This window comes from Corynebacterium hylobatis (assembly GCF_003955685.1).
Classification (GTDB): Bacteria; Actinomycetota; Actinomycetes; order Mycobacteriales; family Mycobacteriaceae; genus Corynebacterium; species Corynebacterium hylobatis.
In genome coordinates this window covers 1-17,288 of the sequence record NZ_RXHJ01000007.1, presented here as the reverse complement: position 1 = coordinate 17,288, position 17,288 = coordinate 1, and the positions used below count along the sequence as shown (strand labels likewise).

Below are 17,288 nucleotides of genomic sequence, written 5' to 3'. Positions count from 1 at the left end.
CCTGCCTTGGCGGCAGTGGGGAACAGCGGATTCATGCCCACCAGTCTAGGCCGTGTGTGCCCCCGCAAAGATTTTCCTGCCAACTCCCATTGCGCACAGGTGTGATGTGTGTAACATTCCCGTATGGCTACCATCACACGCACCGATCGCCTCATCCTCATGCCGCTCAGCGCCAAGCATGACGAGGAGGCCTACAAGGTCTACAGCGACAAGCGCATCTGGACCCACCGCCCGCACGCCCGTCACGAGGATGTCCGGGAAACCCACCAGCTCATCGGCCGCACACAGGCCTCCTGGGCCGCGAAGGACCTCGGCCCCTGGGGCGTCTACCTGCGCGATCAGCCCTCCGAATTCATCGGCGTGGGCGGTCTCGAACTGGTCGACGGCCGCGTCTGGGACCTCAAGTACCGGTTCCGCCCAGACAAGTGGGGTAACGGTTACGCCACCGAGGTCTCCGAGGCCGCCCTCAAAGCCGTGCGGCGGATGGACCCGGACACCCCCGTCACCGCCCGCGTGACCACCAACCACCCGGCCTCGGCACGCATCCTGGAGAAGCTCGGCCTCCATTCCGTCTGGGAGGGCCGCAGGGCGGGCACCGCCGATCTCCCGGAGGAGCCGGACGTGCGCATCTACGCGGACCGGGAACTCTCCCCGGAACTCCTCGAGTTCCTCAAGGCCCGTCCCTGAGCAGCGGCTAGACCAACTGGAGCGCTTCGCCCAGATCCAGGTCAAGGGACTGCCTGGCCATGTCCCGAAACTCCTCGGGATTCAGGTTGCCGGCCCCCGCGGGCAGGCAGCCCAGCATCGGCACTCCGGTCACCCAGGGAAGTTCATCCAGGTTCTCCATGGTCGCCACGTCAGGGTCTGCCGGCAGGCTGCCGCCGACCAGCCCCCGGACGTGCAGGCCGCGGGCGTGGGCAGCCGTCACCGTCAGCTCAGCTGCGTTGAGACTCCCCGCCCCCAGCGGGGTGACCACGATCAGCGGCGCCCCGAGATCGGAGGCGAGGTCCGCGATGGTGAGACTGCCGGCCAGTCGGACCAGGAGGCCACCTGATCCCTCGACGACCACGACCCGGTCCGGACCGTCGAGCGCCCGGATGCGGGAGACCATCTTCGCCCGGTCCACCGGGGGCAGCCCGGCACGCCGGGCCGCCAGGGCAGGTACCAGGGGCTCGGGATAACGGACGAACTCCAGGGCACCGATGCCGGTGAGCTGCCGGATGCTCGCCGCATCCCCGACACCATGTGCCGACACCCCGGTCTGGACCGGCTTGACCGGGATGACCTTCCGGCCCCGCTCGCTGAGGACCGAGACGATCGCTGCAGTGGCGACCGTCTTGCCCACGCCCGGACCCGTACCGGTCACGACGATGATGCTCATGCCGCCACCTCCACCGCTGCCAGGGCAGAAGTACAGGAAGAAGGCGGAACCTGTGCCGCCCCCCGCGCAGACCTGATGCCGGCATGCGCGGTGCGGGTGTTGGTGACCAGTGACACGGAGCTCCTTGACGTGGGGACTATATTAGCTGAACGTTATTCAAGCACGATCGGTTGATGCACGCAGCATCTGGCGCTGAACAACATTCAGGGGGGTGTGGCCGGGGTCTCCTAGTCCCAGTTCACGGCAGCCACAACCGCCGGGTCCACCTCCAGGCCGGTCCAGGCCACTGACAGCTCCCCCAGGGCCTCCTCCTGCAGGGTGTCCACGGCCTGCGCCTTGTAGAGTTCGAGCAGCGCGAGGAAGCGGCCCACCACCTCCATGGAGGCGGTGCAGTCACGGGTGAGGGCCCGGAAGGTCAGCCACTGACCTGCGCCGATGAGCCGGAGGGTGTCCAGGATCCGCCCAGCCTGTTCCGGTACCGAGACGGCGACCTGGTGCAGGTGGGAGATGCCGACCGACTCCGGGGGCCGGGGCCGGAAAACTCCGGCCGCCAGTTCCGCGAAGCTGGCGGGTGTGTGCCCGAGATCGACAGGTGGGAGCAGATCGGCGAACCGCTTCTCCGGTCCCACCGTGCGGGGGTAGCGGCGGCGGGCGCTTCGCTGCCAACGCGCGAACATGTCCGCGACCTTCTTGTAGGCGCGGTACTGCAGCAGGCGGGCGAAAAGCAGGTCGCGGGTCTCCAGCAGGGCGAGGTCCTCGACATCGTCGACATCGCCGCGGGGCAGGAGGCGGGCTGCCTTGAGGTCGAGCAGGGTGGCGGCCACCACGAGGAATTCGGTGGTCTCATCCAGGTCGGAGGTCGCCCCCAGCGTCCGGGTGTGGGCGATGAAGTCATCGGTGACCTCGGCCAGGGCCACCTCAGTGACGTCGAGTTTACGGGAGCCGATCAGTTGGAGCAGCAGGTCGAAGGGGCCCTCGAAGTTGTCCAGGGCGACGCGGAAACCCGGTTGCCTGTCCTCCGCAGCCGGGCTGGCCGTCACCGGCGTGCGGTCCGTTCCAGTACCTCGAGGGCCAGGTGGCGGTACTGCTCCGCGCCCTGGGAGTTGGGCGCCCAGGTGATGATCGGCTCGCCGGCGACGGAGGTCTCCGGGAAGCGGACGGTCCGGGTGATCACCGAGTCGAAGACCCGGTCCCCGAAGACCTCGACCACCCGGGACATCACCTCACGGGCGTGGCCGGTGCGCCGGTCGAACATGGTGACCAGGATGCCCATGATCTCCAGGTCGAAGTTGAGCCGGTCGGCGACCTTCTCCACGGTGTCAGTGAGCAGCGCCAGCCCGCGGAGGGAGAAGTACTCGCATTCCATGGGGATGATCACGCCGTGGGCACACGCCAGGGCGTTGACCGTGAGCAGGCCGAGGGAGGGCTGGCAGTCGAGGATGATGAAGTCGTAGTCCTTGAGCACCGGGCGCAGTGCACGCGCCAGCGTCTGCTCACGGCCGACCTCGTTGACCAGCTGAATCTCGGCGGCCGAGAGGTCGATGTTGGCGGGCACCAGGTCCAGGTTCGGCAGGTCCGTGTGGTGGACGGCCGAGTGGATGGAGGTGTGGTTGTCCAGGAGGAGATCATAGACGGTGACGTCGAGCTCATCGTGGCGCATGCCCAGTCCGGCGGACAGCGCGCCCTGGGGGTCGAGGTCGACGAGCAGGACCTTGCGGCCGAGTTCTGCGAGACAGGCCCCCAGGTTGATGGTGGACGTGGTCTTGCCCACCCCGCCCTTCTGGTTGCACATGGCGATGATCGTCGCGGGCCCGTGTTCGTCCAACGACCCGGGCTGCGGGAGTGCCCGCAGCGGCCGGCCGGTCAGACCGAGCTCGCCAGCGGGGTCCTCGTACATCCCCTCTCGGCTCACAGTCATACCCTCTTCCTTGACTGAATCAACTGTGGCGCCGTGCGCCCTTGCCTTTCCACAGGGTACCTTGTGTTCCCGCCTCGCCTGGGTGACACGGCGGAACTGATTTAAGTCAAGACTAAAAGCTTGATTCAGGGATGGTTTCCGGGTTGAAGAACCTCAGGAACGGGCCCGTCGGCGTCGACCCAGCAGCAGCCCGCCGCCCACCAGCAGGACAAGACCGACCACCCCGGCCACGACGATCGTGCCGGTGCGTGCACCGTCATCTGTGGTCGTCATCGCCGTCATATCGACGGCTTCCGCGCCCGGTGCCACCGGCGCCGCGGGGTCGGTGAGAGTGACCACGGCCACGGCTGTGTCCTCGCGGGCGACCTCCATGATGAAGGGGTTGTCCGGGGTCTGCCCCTCCGGATAGGTCAGGGTGAGGGTCCGGGAGACCTCGTCGATCTCGCGGGTGACACCCTCGATGGGGCGTCCCGCGGCGTCGAGGTAACGCAGACCCAGGCCCTCCCGGGAGACGTCCTTGAACTGGTTGAACAGTTTCAGCGCCTGGACCATCCCGAGGGTGGCGGTGATGCGGTTGCCCTTGACGGTGGATTCGAGCCGGATGTGCTCCGCCGTCCCCCGGTCCACGGAGGCCACGGGGGAAGCCGCTCCATCAGTTCCGGCAGCAGGCTCCGTGGGATCGGCCGTTGGTTCCGCGGCCGGTGCCGGATCAACTGCCACTGCCGGCGCAGGGGCAGGTGCGCCCTCCGCCACGAGGGTGAGGCTGGCGCTGTAGCCGGCAGCGGAGACGGGCACGACGGTGCTGGCCCCACCCTCGGCGGGGGCGGTCACCGAGACGCTCGTACCGGAGGAGACCACCGACCAGCCGCCGGCGTGGTGGCTGACGCTCACGGGGACACCGAGGTCCACCGTGGTGGTCTGCCCGGCCGGTACCGCGATCGGCCCGCTGATGAGGTCCTGGACGCTCACCCCCGGCGGGAGCGCCGGCTGGGCGGTGGCGGGTGCCAGACCCAGCATGGCGGTCAGTGCAGCAAGGGCGATGGCGCGGCGCACAGGGTGTCCTTTCGGCGGCGGTCCAAGGAATCGACCGCTCACCTTACGCCCCCGGCCGGGTATTTACCCGCCTGCCCGGAAGCGATACACTCATTTTCATGCATCTGTACTTCCTGTAGGAACCACCCCGCGCGCCCGCCGGCCCCGTCTCCCTGAGGCGGTTGCCGTGCCGTCGGCGCGCTTTCGTGTTCCCGCAGACCCTCCGGTACAGAAAGCACCCCCATGAATTCCCCTCTTCCGGCACGCCGGCGTGCCCAGCTCGTCGCCGAGAACATCTCCGTGGCCCTCGGCACCCGCCCCATCTTCACCCGTCTCTCGCTCGCGCTCGCCCCCGGCGACCGGCTCTTCGTCGTCGGTGAGAACGGCCGCGGCAAGACCACCCTGCTCCACACCCTCACCGGCCACCTCCTCCCGGATTCCGGCCGGATCACCCGGCACGGCACCATCGCACTCGCCGAACAGCAGATGCCGGCCGGTGACGGCCGCACCGTCGGCGATGCCGTTCGAGAGACCATCCGTCCGGCCGAGCAGGCTCTCCAGCGCCTCGAGGCCGCCCTGGCCACCATCGAATCCGACCCGGAGGAGTACGAGGCGGCGCTGGCCACCGCCGAACTCCTCGACGCGTGGGACGCCCGCCGCCGCGTCACTGCGGCACTGGCGGCCCTGGCCGCCGACTTCGGCGACGACGTCCCCCTCGCCGAGCTGTCCGTCGGCCAGCGCTACCGGGTGCGGCTGGCCTGCCTGCTGGGCACCCACCACGACCACCTGCTCCTCGACGAACCCACCAACCACCTCGACCACGCGGGCCTGACCTACCTCACCGCCCAGCTACGCCAGCGGCGCGGTTCGGTGCTCATCGTCTCGCACGACCGGGCACTGCTGGCTGATCTGGCCACCACCGTGCTCGACCTCGACCCCACCCCGGACGGACTGCCCCGGACCTGGGGTGGCGATTATGAGGGCTACCGCGCCGGGCGCACCGCCCTGGAACAGGCCTGGGCCGATGACTACGCCGCCCAGACCACCCGTCAGGCGCAGCTGCGCGCCGATCTGCAGCAGGCACAGGCCCGGCTGTCCACCGGGTGGCGCCCGCCCAAGGGCACTGGCAAACACACCCGCCAGTCACACACCCCGGGGGTGGTGCAGGCGGTGAAACGCCGGCAGGAGGCCCTGGAGGCGGCGGCGGTGACCCTCCCGCCGCCCCCGCCCGCCTTCACCTTCCCCCGCCTGTCCGCCCGTTCCACCCGCACCTACCTGCGAGCGGAGGGGATCTCTGTGGCCGGGCGGCTCGCCGGCCCCGTCGACCTGGCGCTCCGCGGCGGTGACCGCCTCGTGGTCACCGGCCCCAACGGCGCCGGAAAATCCACCCTCCTCGACGTGCTCACCGGGGTGCTCTCCCCCACCACGGGCAGCGTGTCCGTGCCGGATCCCGGCCGGATCGGTCGTCTCCAGCAGGAATCCGGGGAGGAGGCCGACACGCTGTCGATGGGCCAGCGACGCCGCCGCGACATCGCCCGGCTGCTCGCTGCCACCCCTTCGGTCCTGCTGCTGGACGAACCCACCAACCACCTGGCCAGCACCGCCGTCGAGCAGTTGACCCGGGCCCTGGAAGAGACGGAGGCGGCGGTCATCCTGGTCACCCACGACCGGCGGCTGCTCGCGGACACGGCCCACTGGCCACGCCTCCAGCTCACGCCCGCGGATGTGCCTCCCGCCACACCTGCCGGAGGTTCTCTGCGGTGACGTGCGTGTAGATCTGGGTGGTGGTCACCGAGGAATGACCGAGCAGCTCCTGGACGACGCGGACATCCGCCCCACCCTCCAGCAGGTGGGTGGCATAGGAGTGGCGCAGGGTGTGCGGGGAGATCTCCTTGTCCAACCCGGCGCGCTGGGCCGCCGTCTTCAGCGCCGCCCAGGCGCTCTGCCTCGACAGGGCCCCGCCGCGGGTGTTGAGCAGCAGGGCGTGGCTGCGGCCGCGGGCGAAGGCGGGACGCGCCCGGACGAGGTAGGCCTCGACCGCCTCGAGTGCCTTGGAGCCGACGGGGACGAGGCGTTGTTTGCCGCCCTTGCCGGTGATGCGCAGGATGCCGTCGGTGTCGGCAACATCATCGACGAGCAGGCCGGTGACCTCGGAGATACGGGCCCCGGTGCCGTAGAGCAGTTCCAGCAACGCCTTGTCGCGCAGGTCAACGGGGGTGGCGAGGTCGTCGGTGGGGACGGCGTCGAGAAGCGTGGCCACCTCCGCGATGCTGAGGGTGTCCGGCAGGTGGCGTCCGGTGGCCGGCGGGGAGACCTCGGCGGCGACGTCGACGCCGACGGCTCCTTCGCGCACGGCGAATTTGTGCAGGCCGCGGGCGACGACCAGGGCCCGGCCGGCGGAGCTGGCTGCGAGTCCGGAGCGGCGCAGGTCCGCGACGTAGGCCTCGACGTCGGTGGTGGCGACCTCGGCCAGGTCGGTGCGGCCGGCGGCCTCCAGCCAGTCGAGGTAGCGGTCGACGTCGCGGCGGTAGTTGCTCAGCGTGTTCGCGGACAGTCCACGTTCCACGGCGAGGTGGTCGAGCCAGGTCGCGGCGATCTCACGTGTGCCCGCCACTAGGGCAGCCTCTTCAGGTCCGGCCCCACCCCCGCTTCACGACGCCGCCGTGGCAGCGCCGTGGGCCGCCACGGGTTGGGTGCCTCGACAGGCCGCGGGGTGGCGCGTCCGGCGAGCACCTCGGCGGCGGTCATGATCCCGGAGATGGCGATGGCGTTGATGATCTCCCCGGTCATGATCATCTGGCGGGCGGTGTCCAGGGGTGTCCACTCCAGGATCAGGTCGGCCTCCTCGTGCTCGATCTCGCCGCACCCGCAGTCGCGCAGGTCGCGGGCGAGGAAGACGCGGACGGTCTCGTCGCAGAAACCGGGTGAGGTCACCAGGTCGCACAGGACGTCCCAGCGGTCAGCGGCCAGGCCGGCCTCTTCGGCGAGCTCGCGCCGGGCGGTGGTGATTTCGTCCTCGCCGTCGACGTCGAGAAGCCCGGCGGGCAGTTCCCGGAGCCGGGCTCCGACGCTGTGGCGGTACTGGCGGACCAGGGCGATTTGCTCGTCGTCGCGGACCGCGACGACGGCGACCGCCCCGAAATGCTCTACGATCTCGCGGCGGCCGGTGCCTTCGCCGGGCATGGCGAGGGTGTCGCGGCGCACGGCGAGGATCGGGGACTCGAGCAGCAGCTCGGTGTCCAGGACACGGAAATCGTGGGTGCCGGGTGGGGTCATAGCGATTAATCTACCGGCATCGCGGCGGCCAGCAGCCCCACGAACAGCGGGTGTGCCCGCGTGGGGCGGGAGCGGTACTCGGGGTGGGCCTGTGTGGCCACCAGGTAGGGGTGCTGCTGCCGGGGGTATTCGACGAACTCGACCAGGCAGCCGTCCGGGGAGGTTCCGGAGAACTGCAGGCCGGAGCCGGCGGTGATCTGCTCGCGGTAGGCGTTGTTGACCTCATAGCGGTGGCGGTGACGTTCGCTGACGGACAGCTCACCGTAGGTCTGTGCCACCAGCGAGTCCTCCTGGAGGGTGGCGGGCCAGGTACCCAGCCGCATCGTCCCGCCGAGGTCGGCCTCCCCGGCGACCGCGGCCTGTTGTTCCGCCATGGTGGCGATGACCGGTGTGGAGGTCTCGGGATCAACCTCCGTGGAGGTGGCCCCTGCCAGACCGGCCGCGCGAGCGGCCTCGATGACCACGGTCTGCAGGCCCAGGCAGATGCCCAGCAACGGCACGCGGTTGATCCGGCAGTGGCGCACGGCCCCGATCATGCCCTCGATGCCGCGGGGGCCGAAACCGCCGGGGATGATCACGGCGTCCACTTCCGCGAGCGTCTCAGCGGCGGCTGCCGGGCGGACGCAGTCCTCGGCACTGATCCACACCACCTCGACTTCCACCCGGTGGTGGTAGCCGGCGGCGCGGACGGCCTCGACTACGGAGAGGTAGGCGTCGGGCAGCCGGGTGTATTTGCCCACGATGCCCACGGTCACCTTCCCCCGCGGGTGATGGACCCGTTCGAGCAGGTCATCCCAGCTCCGCCAGTCCGGTTCCCCGGCGGGCAGCTGCAGACGCCCGAGCAGGAAGGTGTCCAGGCCCCGGGTGTGGAGGATGCCGGGGATGTCGTAGATGGAGGCGGCATCCTCACAGGAGATGACACCTGCGTCCTCGACATCGCACATCATCGCGATCTTGCGGCGCAGGTTCGCCGGGACCTCCCGGTCGCAGCGCAGGACCAGGGCGTCGGGCTGGATGCCCAGGGAACGCAGCTGCGCCACCGAATGCTGGGTTGGTTTGGTCTTCAGCTCCCCGGAGGGGGCCAGCCAGGGCACCAGGGAGACGTGGATGAAGGCGATGTTCTCCCGGCCGACCGTGCGGCGCAGCTGGCGGACTGCCTCCAGGAAGGGCAGGGACTCGATGTCGCCGACGGTGCCGCCGATCTCGGTGATGATGACGTCGACATCCGCAGGGGCGCGCAGGCGGCCGCGGATCTCGTCGGTGACGTGCGGGATCACCTGGACGGTCCGGCCCAGATAGTCGCCGCGGCGTTCCTTCGCGATGACCTCCGAATACACCGCCCCCATGGTGATGTTGGCCGTGCGGTCGAGGTCACGGTCGAGGAACCGCTCGTAGTGACCGAGATCGAGGTCGGTTTCTGCGCCGTCCCCGGTGACGAAGACCTCGCCGTGTTCGAAGGGGTTCATCGTGCCGGGGTCGACGTTGAGGTAGGGGTCGAGTTTCTGCATGGTGACCCGCAGTCCGCGGGCGCTGAGCAGTTGTCCCAGGCTGGCAGCCGTCAGGCCCTTGCCCAGGGAGGAGACGACCCCTCCGGTGACGATGATGTGGCGGGTGGTGTGGGGCATGCGGGCCTCCCGGGGTCCGTGGTGGTGGAGCACTACGGAACCTCAGAATAACCTGCCGGTAGACAGATAGGAACCCCCCGGAATCAGGGTGCCGGGCTCGCCGCCTCCGCGGAACCGGCCGAACCATAGGAGCCGGTCTCCCCCGCCAGCTGCTCCCGCACAGCCAGCACCGTGGCCATCCGGCCGACCGCACGGCCGACGGAATCAACCGTGGAGACCCCGTTGTCCGGGTTCGTCCGCAGCAGACCCACGGCACCGGTGTCCGCCGCGGTGTGGATCCGTCCCGCCAGGACGGTACCGTTGCCGCGTGAGTCGAGGGCGGCAACGAAGTCCGCCAGGTTCCGGGCCGCCAGACCTGCCTCACCGTCCCCGGCGGAATCACCGGTGACCACCACGATGACCTGCGCCGGCAGGATGGTGCCGTCCTCATAATCGAGGAAGCCGGCCTCCCGCAGGGAACGCAGCAGCAGACCGCGTTCCTCCGAGGTGGCCTGCTCCTCGCCCGTCTCCGGGTTGAGCAGCAGCGCGGAACCGAGTGCCTCACCGGCGTGCAGCCCCGGGTCCAGCCGCCCCTCCGAGAGCTGTGCCCCCGCGGGCAGCGTGTTCGCCACGATGGACTTCAGCTGGTCCGCACCCTCCGCAGCGAGGAACTGCTCACCCAGGGTGATGGTGCCGGCGCTGACGGCGGAGGCCTCGGTAAGCAGGAGCCGGACACCTGCGACATCCTCCTCCTGCGCATCCGCGGTGCGGATGAGCAGGACCGGACGGTCCGCGAGCGTGCCCGCCACCGCCGGGCCCGCCAGCTCACCGACGACGCTGTCCGCCGAGGCGGCCTGGGCCTCGGCGATGTCCGCGCGGCTCTCCGCGGCCGCCAGCTCCTGCTGGGCCGCGCCGCTGCCCGGGTTTGACCCCTCCGGCATGTTGGGGGCGATCACCAGCGTGCCCAGCAGCACACCCGCCGCCACCCCGAAACCAAGTCCACCGACCAGCCAGCCGGTCCTACCCTGTCCACGTCGTGCCATGTCCTGAAAGCCCCCTTCTCAGCGGAACCAGCCCTGGAAGGTCAGCGCGATGCTGTTCCAGGTGTCGACGAGGTTGTCGGTGAAGGAGGACGGGCCGGTCAGGCCCACCACCAGCACAATCGCGGCCAGCCCCACGAGAACGCCCAGCAGGGCCCACAGCCAGGCCATGCTCCGGCCGCCGCTGACGTGGTAGAGCCCGGCGATTGCATTGGCATCGACCAGACGGGGTCCGAGCTTGGAACGGGTGAGCAGGGCCGCCGGGGTCGCGCCTGCTTCATCGGCGAAGACGTCGTTGAGGTCGAAGGGGCTGCCGGCCAGCACGACCAGCTCCGCACCATGGTAGTCGGCGAGCAGGAGCGCGAGGTCCGTGGCGGAATCGGTGGCGGCCGGGAAGGTCATCGCCCCGACCCCGAGGTCCTGGATCCGCTCGAGCCCGGCGGCGTGGCCGTCCGGATCCGCCGGCAGGACCACGCGCGCCCCGCTGCGCAGCGTGTCCGCGCCGATGCCGGCCGGGTTGCCCACGATCAGGTCGGGCTTGTAGCCCAGCTCCAGCAGGGTGTCCGCGGCGGAATCCACGCCCACGATAACGGGTGAGTACTCCCGGATGAAGTTGCGCAGCAGCTTCACCTCATTGCGATGCTCCGCACCCGGGCTGACCACGAGCACCTTCCGGTCACGGATCTCGGTGCCGGTGTCCGGGATACCCAGGCCATCGATGAGCAGGGGGCCCTCGGAGTGGATGAACTGGATGGTGTTGCCGAAGAAGGCCTCCATGCGGTCGACCAGCGACTGCTGGGCATCCGTGAAGGTGGCCTCCACAGCCTGCGGGGTGAGTGTCCGGCCGGTGCCGACCAGCTTCTCCCCGACGTGGACCTCCCCCTCCTCGGTGATCCGGGCCTTCTTGCCGTTCTTCAGGGCGGTGCCCGCCTCCGCGCCGATGCGCTCCACGAGCAGGACACCGGCATCCAGCAGCATATGAGGGCCGAAGTTGGGGACCGCACCCGTGGAGAACTGCGAGAGGTTGAGCACGGCGGCAGGTTTGGATTCGAGGAGGCGCTGCGCATCCTGGCGGGAGATGTCCGGCGTGTTGATGACGGCGATGTCGCCGGCGCGCAGGCGGGAGTAACCCCTGCCCGCGGTCGTGCAGTCGCGCAGGGTGCCCTGCAGCCCGGGCAGGTCGGCGGTGCGGGAGAACATACTCATGGCGCCCATTGTGGCGGCCACGGCCACCGGAATGGTGAAGGCGCGCGGGTGTCAGCCGCGCCGAAACTCCCCACGCTCGGCACCCGCCCGTTCCAGCAGCTCGGCGGCGTGCGCCCGACCGGTGTCGGTGTCGTCCAGGCCCGCGAGCATGCGCGCGAGTTCCTCCACCCGCTGTTCCGCGTCGAGGGTGAGCACCCCGGAGGTCACGGCCTCATCGCCGACGTCCTTGGCCACGTGCAGGTGGGTGTCGGCGTATGCGGCGACCTGCGGGAGGTGGGTGACCACGATGACCTGGTTGCGGGTGGCCAGACGTGCCAGGCGCCGACCGATCTCCACGGCCGCACGCCCACCGACACCGGCGTCCACCTCGTCGAATACCAGCGTCGCTCCCTGCGTACCGGCGGAGAGGATCACCTCGAGCGCGAGCATGACGCGCGAGAGCTCACCACCGGAGGCCGAGGAGGCCAGCGGACGTGCCGGGGTCGAGGCGTTGGGCGCGAGCATGAGCTCGACCTCGTCTGCACCCTCGCGGCCCGGCCCCACGGGGCGGACCTCCACGACGAGGCGGGCCTTGGCCATGGCCAGGCCCTGCAGCTCCGCGGTGACCTGGTCGGCGAGGTGCCCGGCGGCCTGCTGCCGGGCGACGCTCAGCTTCTTCGCGGCGGCCGTCATCGTCTTCTTCGCGGACGCGACCTGCTTCTTCAGCTCATCGAGCGCCTCGGAGGAGATGTCGATCCTCCCCAGCCTCGTGCGCGCCTTGTCCCTCCAGGTGAGTACGCCGTCGATGTCGGGGGCGTATTTGCGGGTGAGCAGCTTCAACTGCTGCTGGCGCTGGAGGAGCTCCTCCAGCTGCTCGGGATCCGCCGGCAGGTCAGCCAGGAAACCACCGAGCTCCGCGGCGATCTCGCCGAGCTGGGCGGTGATCTCCGTGAGCCGGCCCCCCAGTTCCTTCAGCTGCGTGTCCTCGGAGCCGCTGAGTGCGGCCTCGGCCCGGCCCAGCAGCGTGGAGGCGGGGTCCTCCTCGGACCAGCCGCCGAAAGCCTCCGGCCCGTCAATGGAGCCCAGCGCCGTCGAGGCCTCCTCCCGGAGGGTGTCCACGTCCTGGAGACGACGGATGCGGGTGAGCAGCTCGACGTCCTCCCCCGGCTCCGGCTCGACGGCATCGATCTCGTCGAGGGCGAACTGGAGCCGGTCGATCTCCTGGGCCAGTTCCCGGCGGGACTCGGTGCGCTGACGCAGGTCCTTCTCCAGGTCGCGCCACTTCCGCCACACCTTCCGGTAATTCTCCAGCAGTGGGCCGATCGCCGGGTCGAAGCGGTCGAGTGCAGCCAGCTGCTGGTCCGGGGCCAGGAGGCGCAGCTGGTCGTTCTGGCCGTGGATGGTCAACAGCGGGGCGGCGAACTCGGCGAGGGTGGCCGCCGGGACGGAACGCCCGCCCAGATGCGCGCGGGAACGGCCGTTGGCGTTGACGGTGCGGGAGGCAATGAACTCGCCGTTCTCGTCGGGGGTGCCCCCGGCGGCGTCAACAAGCTCGGCGACCTGAGCGGCGGCGTCCGCAGCCATCGAGGAGGTGAGGAAACGGCCCTCGACCACCGCCTGACCAGCACCGTTGCGCACCCGCGAGGCGTCGGCGCGGCCGCCGGCCAGCAGCCGGAGACCGGTGACCACCATGGTTTTTCCGGCGCCGGTCTCACCGGTGAGCACCGTCAGCCCCGCGGCCAGCTCAGCGGAGGCGGCGGGGATGACACCGAGGTTCTCGATGGCGATGTCAGCAAGCATGCGGCCCACCCTACGCGAACACGTGTACTACGCCCGGTATTGGGGACTCAGGGATTTTTCTGCGTCCGGGGACCGCGCCAACCGGAGATCGGCAGCCGCAGCTTCGTCACCAGACGGTCGGTGAAGGTCGAATCATCCAGACGCACCCACCGTACCGGACGCGAGCCGCGCACGACCTCCACGCGCGAACCCGGCGGCATGGGGATCGGACGGAAACCGTCCATGACCGCCATCGCCGGCGAGGACTCCGGGTTGGATTCCACCGCCACCGTGGAATGCGGGGAGACCACCAGCGGCTTGGTGAACAGCGCGTGTGCGTTATTCGGCACCACCAGGATGGCATCGAGCTCCGGCCACAGCACCGGCCCACCGGCGGAGAAGGCGTAGGCCGTGGAACCCGTCGGCGTGGAGATGAGCACGCCGTCGCAACCGAAGGATGACACCGGCCGACCGTCAACCTCCAGGATCGCGTCGAGCACGCCGCGGCGGTTGAGGTTCTCCACGCTGACCTCGTTGAGCGCCCAGCCACGTCCGATGACCTCGAGGTCATTGTCCAGGACGGTGACATCCACGGTCATGCGGTCCTCGACGCGGTAGCTGCGGTCGATGACCCGTCGGATGGCCACATCGAGGGACTCGACCTCCCATTCGGCGAGGAAACCGACGTGCCCGAGGTTGATGCCGAGCACCGGCACATCAACGGAATGCGCCAGGTCGGCGGCGCGCAGGAAGGTGCCGTCACCACCGAGGACAAGCACCAGCTCGCAACCCTCGGCCGCATCCGCGGTGTGCGTGACCCGCGACAGCCGGGAGAGCACCGGGCTGCCCTCCAGGGGGCGGCCGTCCTGGTGGACGAGGACGCGGACAGTGATGCCCGCCGAATCGAGGAGTTCGGCGGTACGCTCCGCCGCGTCAATGTTCTTGCTGCGGCCGGTGTGCGGCACGAGCAGGATGTGGCGCTGCTCCGCGGCCACGGATTCTTCGGTCAGGTGCTCACTCAACGGGGGCCCTCCTGCACGGCCTGGTCAATCATTGTGTTCAGCTGCTCCGGCGTGGGCGCGGATGCGCCACCGTCCTTGATCAGCCACAGAAAATATTCTACGTTCCCACTGGGGCCCGGCAGCGGCGAGGCCACCACCCCACGGCAGCTCAGCCCCAGGGTGAGGGCGAATTCCGCGACCTCGCGGGTGACCTCCGCACGCAGCTGCGGGCTGCGCACCACGCCGCCGGAGCCGAGCCGGTCCTTGCCCACCTCGAACTGGGGCTTGACCATGGGCAGCAGGTCCGCACCCTCGCTCAGGGCGCCGGCGATCGCCGGCAGGGTCAGGCGCAGGGAGATGAAGGACAGATCGCCGACCATCATGTCGCAGGGCCCGCCGCACATCTCCGGCGTCAGGTGCCGGATGTTGGTGCGGTCGAGCACGCGCACGCGCGGGTCGTTCTGCAGCCGCCAGATCAGCTGGCCGTAGCCCACGTCGACGGCGACAACCTCGGCGGCGTCACGACGCAGCAGCACATCCGTGAAACCACCCGTTGAGGCACCCGCATCGAGCACCTTCCGGCTGGCGACACTCAGCCCCTGCGGCTCGAAGACCTCGAGCGCGCCGAGGAGCTTATGGGCGCCTCTCGACGCCCAGTCGTCCTCCCCGGCCTCCTCCACCCGGATGGACACCTCGGGCTCGACGACGGTGGCCGGCTTCAGCGCCTGGAAACCACCGACGTGGACCCGACCCGCCCTGATCATCTCCACCGCCTGCTCGCGCGAGCGCGCGATCTTCCGGCGGACCAGTTCGGCGTCCAGCCGCCTGCGTGCGACAGCCATGCCTGTCCCCTATCTATCCGTTATCCTGCAGGGCGCGGTGCAGCACCGCATGCGCCCGGGTGAGCTGTTCCGTCTCCTCAGCCAGGTCAGCGGGTGTCTCCGCGAGGATCTCCGCCACCTGCTTCTCGACGTCCCCCGGCTTCACCACCAGTCTGCCACCGCACGGTAGGCATCATCGCTCATCGGGCGGATCAGATCCGCCGGTTTCGGCAACGCCCACGCCACCTGGAGTACCGTACGCAGCGCCTGGATCGAGGTGGAATCAGCGGTACCGCGCTCGAGCAGGATGTCGTTGCCGTCGACCCGGGCGGTGAAACCACCCTGCGGGCCGGGGCACAGATCTGTTGCCGGGGAAGTCAGTTCGCTGAGGGATTCCGCGATGTAGGTGGGGCGCTGCTCCTTGACCGCCTCCAGCAGGGCGATGTGCCCGGAGACCCCGGTGAGCACCTGGAAGGTGGGCATGCCGGCGGCGTTGCCACCCTCGATGTCGGTGTCCAGACGGTCGCCCACCACCAGCGGATTCTGCGCGCCCATGCGGCGTGCGGCGTTGAGCATCATCGCCGGCAGGGGCTTGCCCGCCGAGGTCGGGGTGACCCCCGTGGCGGAGACGAGTGCTGCGACCATGGAACCGTTGCCCACCATCAGGCCCCGCTCCGTGGGCAGGGTGGTGTCCAGGTTGGAGGCGAAGAACAGTGCCCCGCCCCGGATGGCCAGCGCCGCCTCCGAGAGCTGCGCCCAGGTCACCTCCGGATCCAGGCCCTGCAGCACCGCCCGGGGCTTGTCCTCCGCCGAGTCGACGACGACATAGCCGGCCCGGCCGACCAGTTCCCTGAAGGAGCCGGTGCCGATGACGAAGACCGCGTCACCCGGTGACAGGTGCTCGGCGGCCAGGTCGATGGCGGCCTGCGCTGAGGTCACCACGTCCTGCTCCGCCGCCTGCAGACCGATGGCCCGCAGTTTCTCCGCGACATCCGCCGGGGAACGCATCGCGTTATTGGTGATGTAGATGCCCGGGACCGGGGAGACGTTGATCGCCTCCACCGCTCCCGGGATCGCTCGACCCCCCTCCCAGACGGTTCCGTCCAGATCAAGCAACAGGGCATCGTGGGTGGCGAGAAGGCTCATGGTTTCCCAGCTTAGTCAGGCGGTGACGGGTCAGGACAGTTCGGCGATGCGATCGGCCGCGTCGAGCATCTCCTCTTCGTCGATCTTGTCCGCATGCTGGAACCACTCCACGGCCTCTGCGGTGCGACCGGCGGCGGCCAGGGCGTCCGCGTAGGCATAGAACAACCGGGCGTTGACCGCGCCCGTGGCGTTCTGGTCCGGGTTGAGCCGCTGCAGGGTGACCACCGCGGCCTCCGGCTGGCTCATGTCCAGACGCGCCCCGGCGATGACGATGCCGAGCTCCACGGCACCTTCCCTGTCGAGCAGGCGGGCTTCCTCGGAACGGCCCAGTTCAACGGCCTTTTCCGGGCGGCCCAGACCGCGCTCGCAGTCGGCCATGACGGCCATGAGGCCCGGGCCGCCGGACATACGGCGGGCCGCACGCAGTTCGGAGAGGGCTTCCTTCCACTCGCCGGCGTGGTAGGCGGCAATGCCGTTGGTCTCACGGGCGACGGCCACGCGTCCGGCACGGTCCTTGGCCGCACGGGCGTGGCGCAGGGCCAGCTTCGGGTCATCCTGCATGAGGGTGGCGGCCATGATCATGTGGCGGGCGACGGCATCCGCATTGTCCTTGGACAGGACCTTCAGGTCCTGCAGCACCATCGGATCCAGGTCGGTGATCTCGATGTCGTCCGGCAGATCCGGCTCCGTCAGCCGCTTGTTCAGGCGCTCCTCACGGAAACCGGAACGCTGCGGTCCCGAGCGCACCTGCTGGGGGCGGTCCGAACCGGCCCGCTGTGCGTGACGACGCTCCCCACCCGGGCGACGGTCCCGGTTGTCCCGGTCGCCACGATCTTCACGACGGTCGCGGTAGTCACCGCGCTCATCACGACGGCCGGAGCCACCGGGGCGCTGCGGGCGGCCTCCGCGGGAATCATTCTGACGGTCACGGTACGGGCGATCGGACATGTGACTATTTTCTCCCATATTCTCTGCATTGACGGCAGATACGCGAAAAGCGCGGCCTGTCGAGGAGAAGACTCTCAACTCGACAGGCCGCGCCTTTCATTCCTCTGTTAAATTTTAGCGTCGGCGGCAACCTACTCTCCCACACCCTCCCGAGTGC

At 69.6% G+C, this 17,288-nt stretch carries 17 protein-coding genes; 2 read left to right on the top strand and 15 right to left on the bottom strand.

Translation table 11 applies throughout. The annotated features are described in order from the left end of the window. Positions 1 to 123: 123 nt before the first annotated feature. Positions 124 to 687 (top strand): GNAT family N-acetyltransferase, encoded by a 564-nt coding sequence (locus tag EAH68_RS06975; protein ID WP_126120613.1) that lies wholly within the window; start codon positions 124 to 126, stop codon positions 685 to 687. A 7-nt stretch (positions 688 to 694) separates the two neighbouring features. Here EAH68_RS06975 and bioD read toward each other — a convergent pair whose 3' ends face one another. From bioD to EAH68_RS14720, 4 genes are all read right to left on the bottom strand, one after another. Next, entirely contained in the window at positions 695 to 1,381 is a 687-nt protein-coding gene (gene bioD, locus EAH68_RS06970; RefSeq protein WP_126120612.1) for a dethiobiotin synthase, read from the bottom strand. 227 nt (positions 1,382 to 1,608) lie between these two features. After that, positions 1,609 to 2,421, bottom strand: coding sequence for a segregation and condensation protein A (locus EAH68_RS06965; protein ID WP_126120611.1), 813 nt, complete (start codon positions 2,419 to 2,421; stop codon positions 1,609 to 1,611). Continuing rightward, a complete protein-coding gene (locus tag EAH68_RS06960; RefSeq protein ID WP_439647615.1) occupies positions 2,418 to 3,299 on the bottom strand; it encodes a ParA family protein in 882 nt (293 codons plus the stop codon). Before EAH68_RS06960 ends, EAH68_RS06965 begins: the two co-directional genes overlap by 4 nt. Positions 3,300 to 3,452: 153 nt before the next feature. Further along, positions 3,453 to 4,352: a hypothetical protein gene (locus tag EAH68_RS14720; protein WP_164546425.1), complete on the bottom strand. Its 900-nt coding sequence runs from the start codon at positions 4,350 to 4,352 to the stop codon at positions 3,453 to 3,455. A 222-nt stretch (positions 4,353 to 4,574) separates the two neighbouring features. On the opposite strand from EAH68_RS14720, the gene EAH68_RS06950 reads away from it, so the two are divergent. Then, positions 4,575 to 6,095, top strand: a complete 1,521-nt coding sequence (locus EAH68_RS06950) for an ATP-binding cassette domain-containing protein (protein WP_126120609.1) — start codon at positions 4,575 to 4,577, stop codon at positions 6,093 to 6,095. Here the strand turns inward: EAH68_RS06950 and xerD are convergent. The 11 genes from xerD to EAH68_RS06900 form a co-directional block, all read right to left on the bottom strand. Beyond that, entirely contained in the window at positions 6,043 to 6,945 is a 903-nt protein-coding gene (gene xerD, locus EAH68_RS06945; protein WP_126120608.1) for a site-specific tyrosine recombinase XerD, read from the bottom strand. The genes EAH68_RS06950 and xerD overlap by 53 nt on opposite strands. Next, entirely contained in the window at positions 6,945 to 7,607 is a 663-nt protein-coding gene (locus EAH68_RS06940; RefSeq protein ID WP_126120607.1) for an NUDIX domain-containing protein, read from the bottom strand. The genes xerD and EAH68_RS06940 overlap by 1 nt, the downstream gene beginning before the upstream one ends. 5 nt (positions 7,608 to 7,612) lie before the next feature. Next, positions 7,613 to 9,232, bottom strand: coding sequence for a CTP synthase (pyrG, locus tag EAH68_RS06935; RefSeq protein WP_126120606.1), 1,620 nt, complete (start codon positions 9,230 to 9,232; stop codon positions 7,613 to 7,615). Positions 9,233 to 9,315: 83 nt separating this feature from the next. After that, positions 9,316 to 10,254: a copper transporter gene (locus EAH68_RS06930; RefSeq protein WP_126120605.1), complete on the bottom strand. Its 939-nt coding sequence runs from the start codon at positions 10,252 to 10,254 to the stop codon at positions 9,316 to 9,318. Positions 10,255 to 10,272: 18 nt separating this feature from the next. Further along, a complete protein-coding gene (gene steA / locus EAH68_RS06925) occupies positions 10,273 to 11,466 on the bottom strand; it encodes a putative cytokinetic ring protein SteA (protein WP_126120774.1) in 1,194 nt (397 codons plus the stop codon). Positions 11,467 to 11,508: 42 nt separating this feature from the next. Further along, positions 11,509 to 13,236 (bottom strand): DNA repair protein RecN, encoded by a 1,728-nt coding sequence (recN, locus tag EAH68_RS06920; RefSeq protein ID WP_126120604.1) that lies wholly within the window; start codon positions 13,234 to 13,236, stop codon positions 11,509 to 11,511. Between the two features lie 47 nt (positions 13,237 to 13,283). Continuing rightward, positions 13,284 to 14,210, bottom strand: a complete 927-nt coding sequence (locus tag EAH68_RS06915; protein WP_439647619.1) for an NAD kinase — start codon at positions 14,208 to 14,210, stop codon at positions 13,284 to 13,286. 23 nt (positions 14,211 to 14,233) lie between these two features. Next, positions 14,234 to 15,058, bottom strand: coding sequence for a TlyA family RNA methyltransferase (locus tag EAH68_RS06910; RefSeq protein WP_126120603.1), 825 nt, complete (start codon positions 15,056 to 15,058; stop codon positions 14,234 to 14,236). A gap of 13 nt (positions 15,059 to 15,071) precedes the next feature. Next, a complete protein-coding gene (locus EAH68_RS15065) occupies positions 15,072 to 15,203 on the bottom strand; it encodes a hypothetical protein (RefSeq protein WP_277600460.1) in 132 nt (43 codons plus the stop codon). Next, entirely contained in the window at positions 15,200 to 16,183 is a 984-nt protein-coding gene (locus tag EAH68_RS06905; protein ID WP_126120602.1) for an HAD-IIA family hydrolase, read from the bottom strand. Before EAH68_RS06905 ends, EAH68_RS15065 begins: the two co-directional genes overlap by 4 nt. A 30-nt stretch (positions 16,184 to 16,213) precedes the next feature. Further along, a complete protein-coding gene (locus tag EAH68_RS06900) occupies positions 16,214 to 17,149 on the bottom strand; it encodes a tetratricopeptide repeat protein (RefSeq protein WP_439647614.1) in 936 nt (311 codons plus the stop codon). Positions 17,150 to 17,288: the final 139 nt, after the last annotated feature.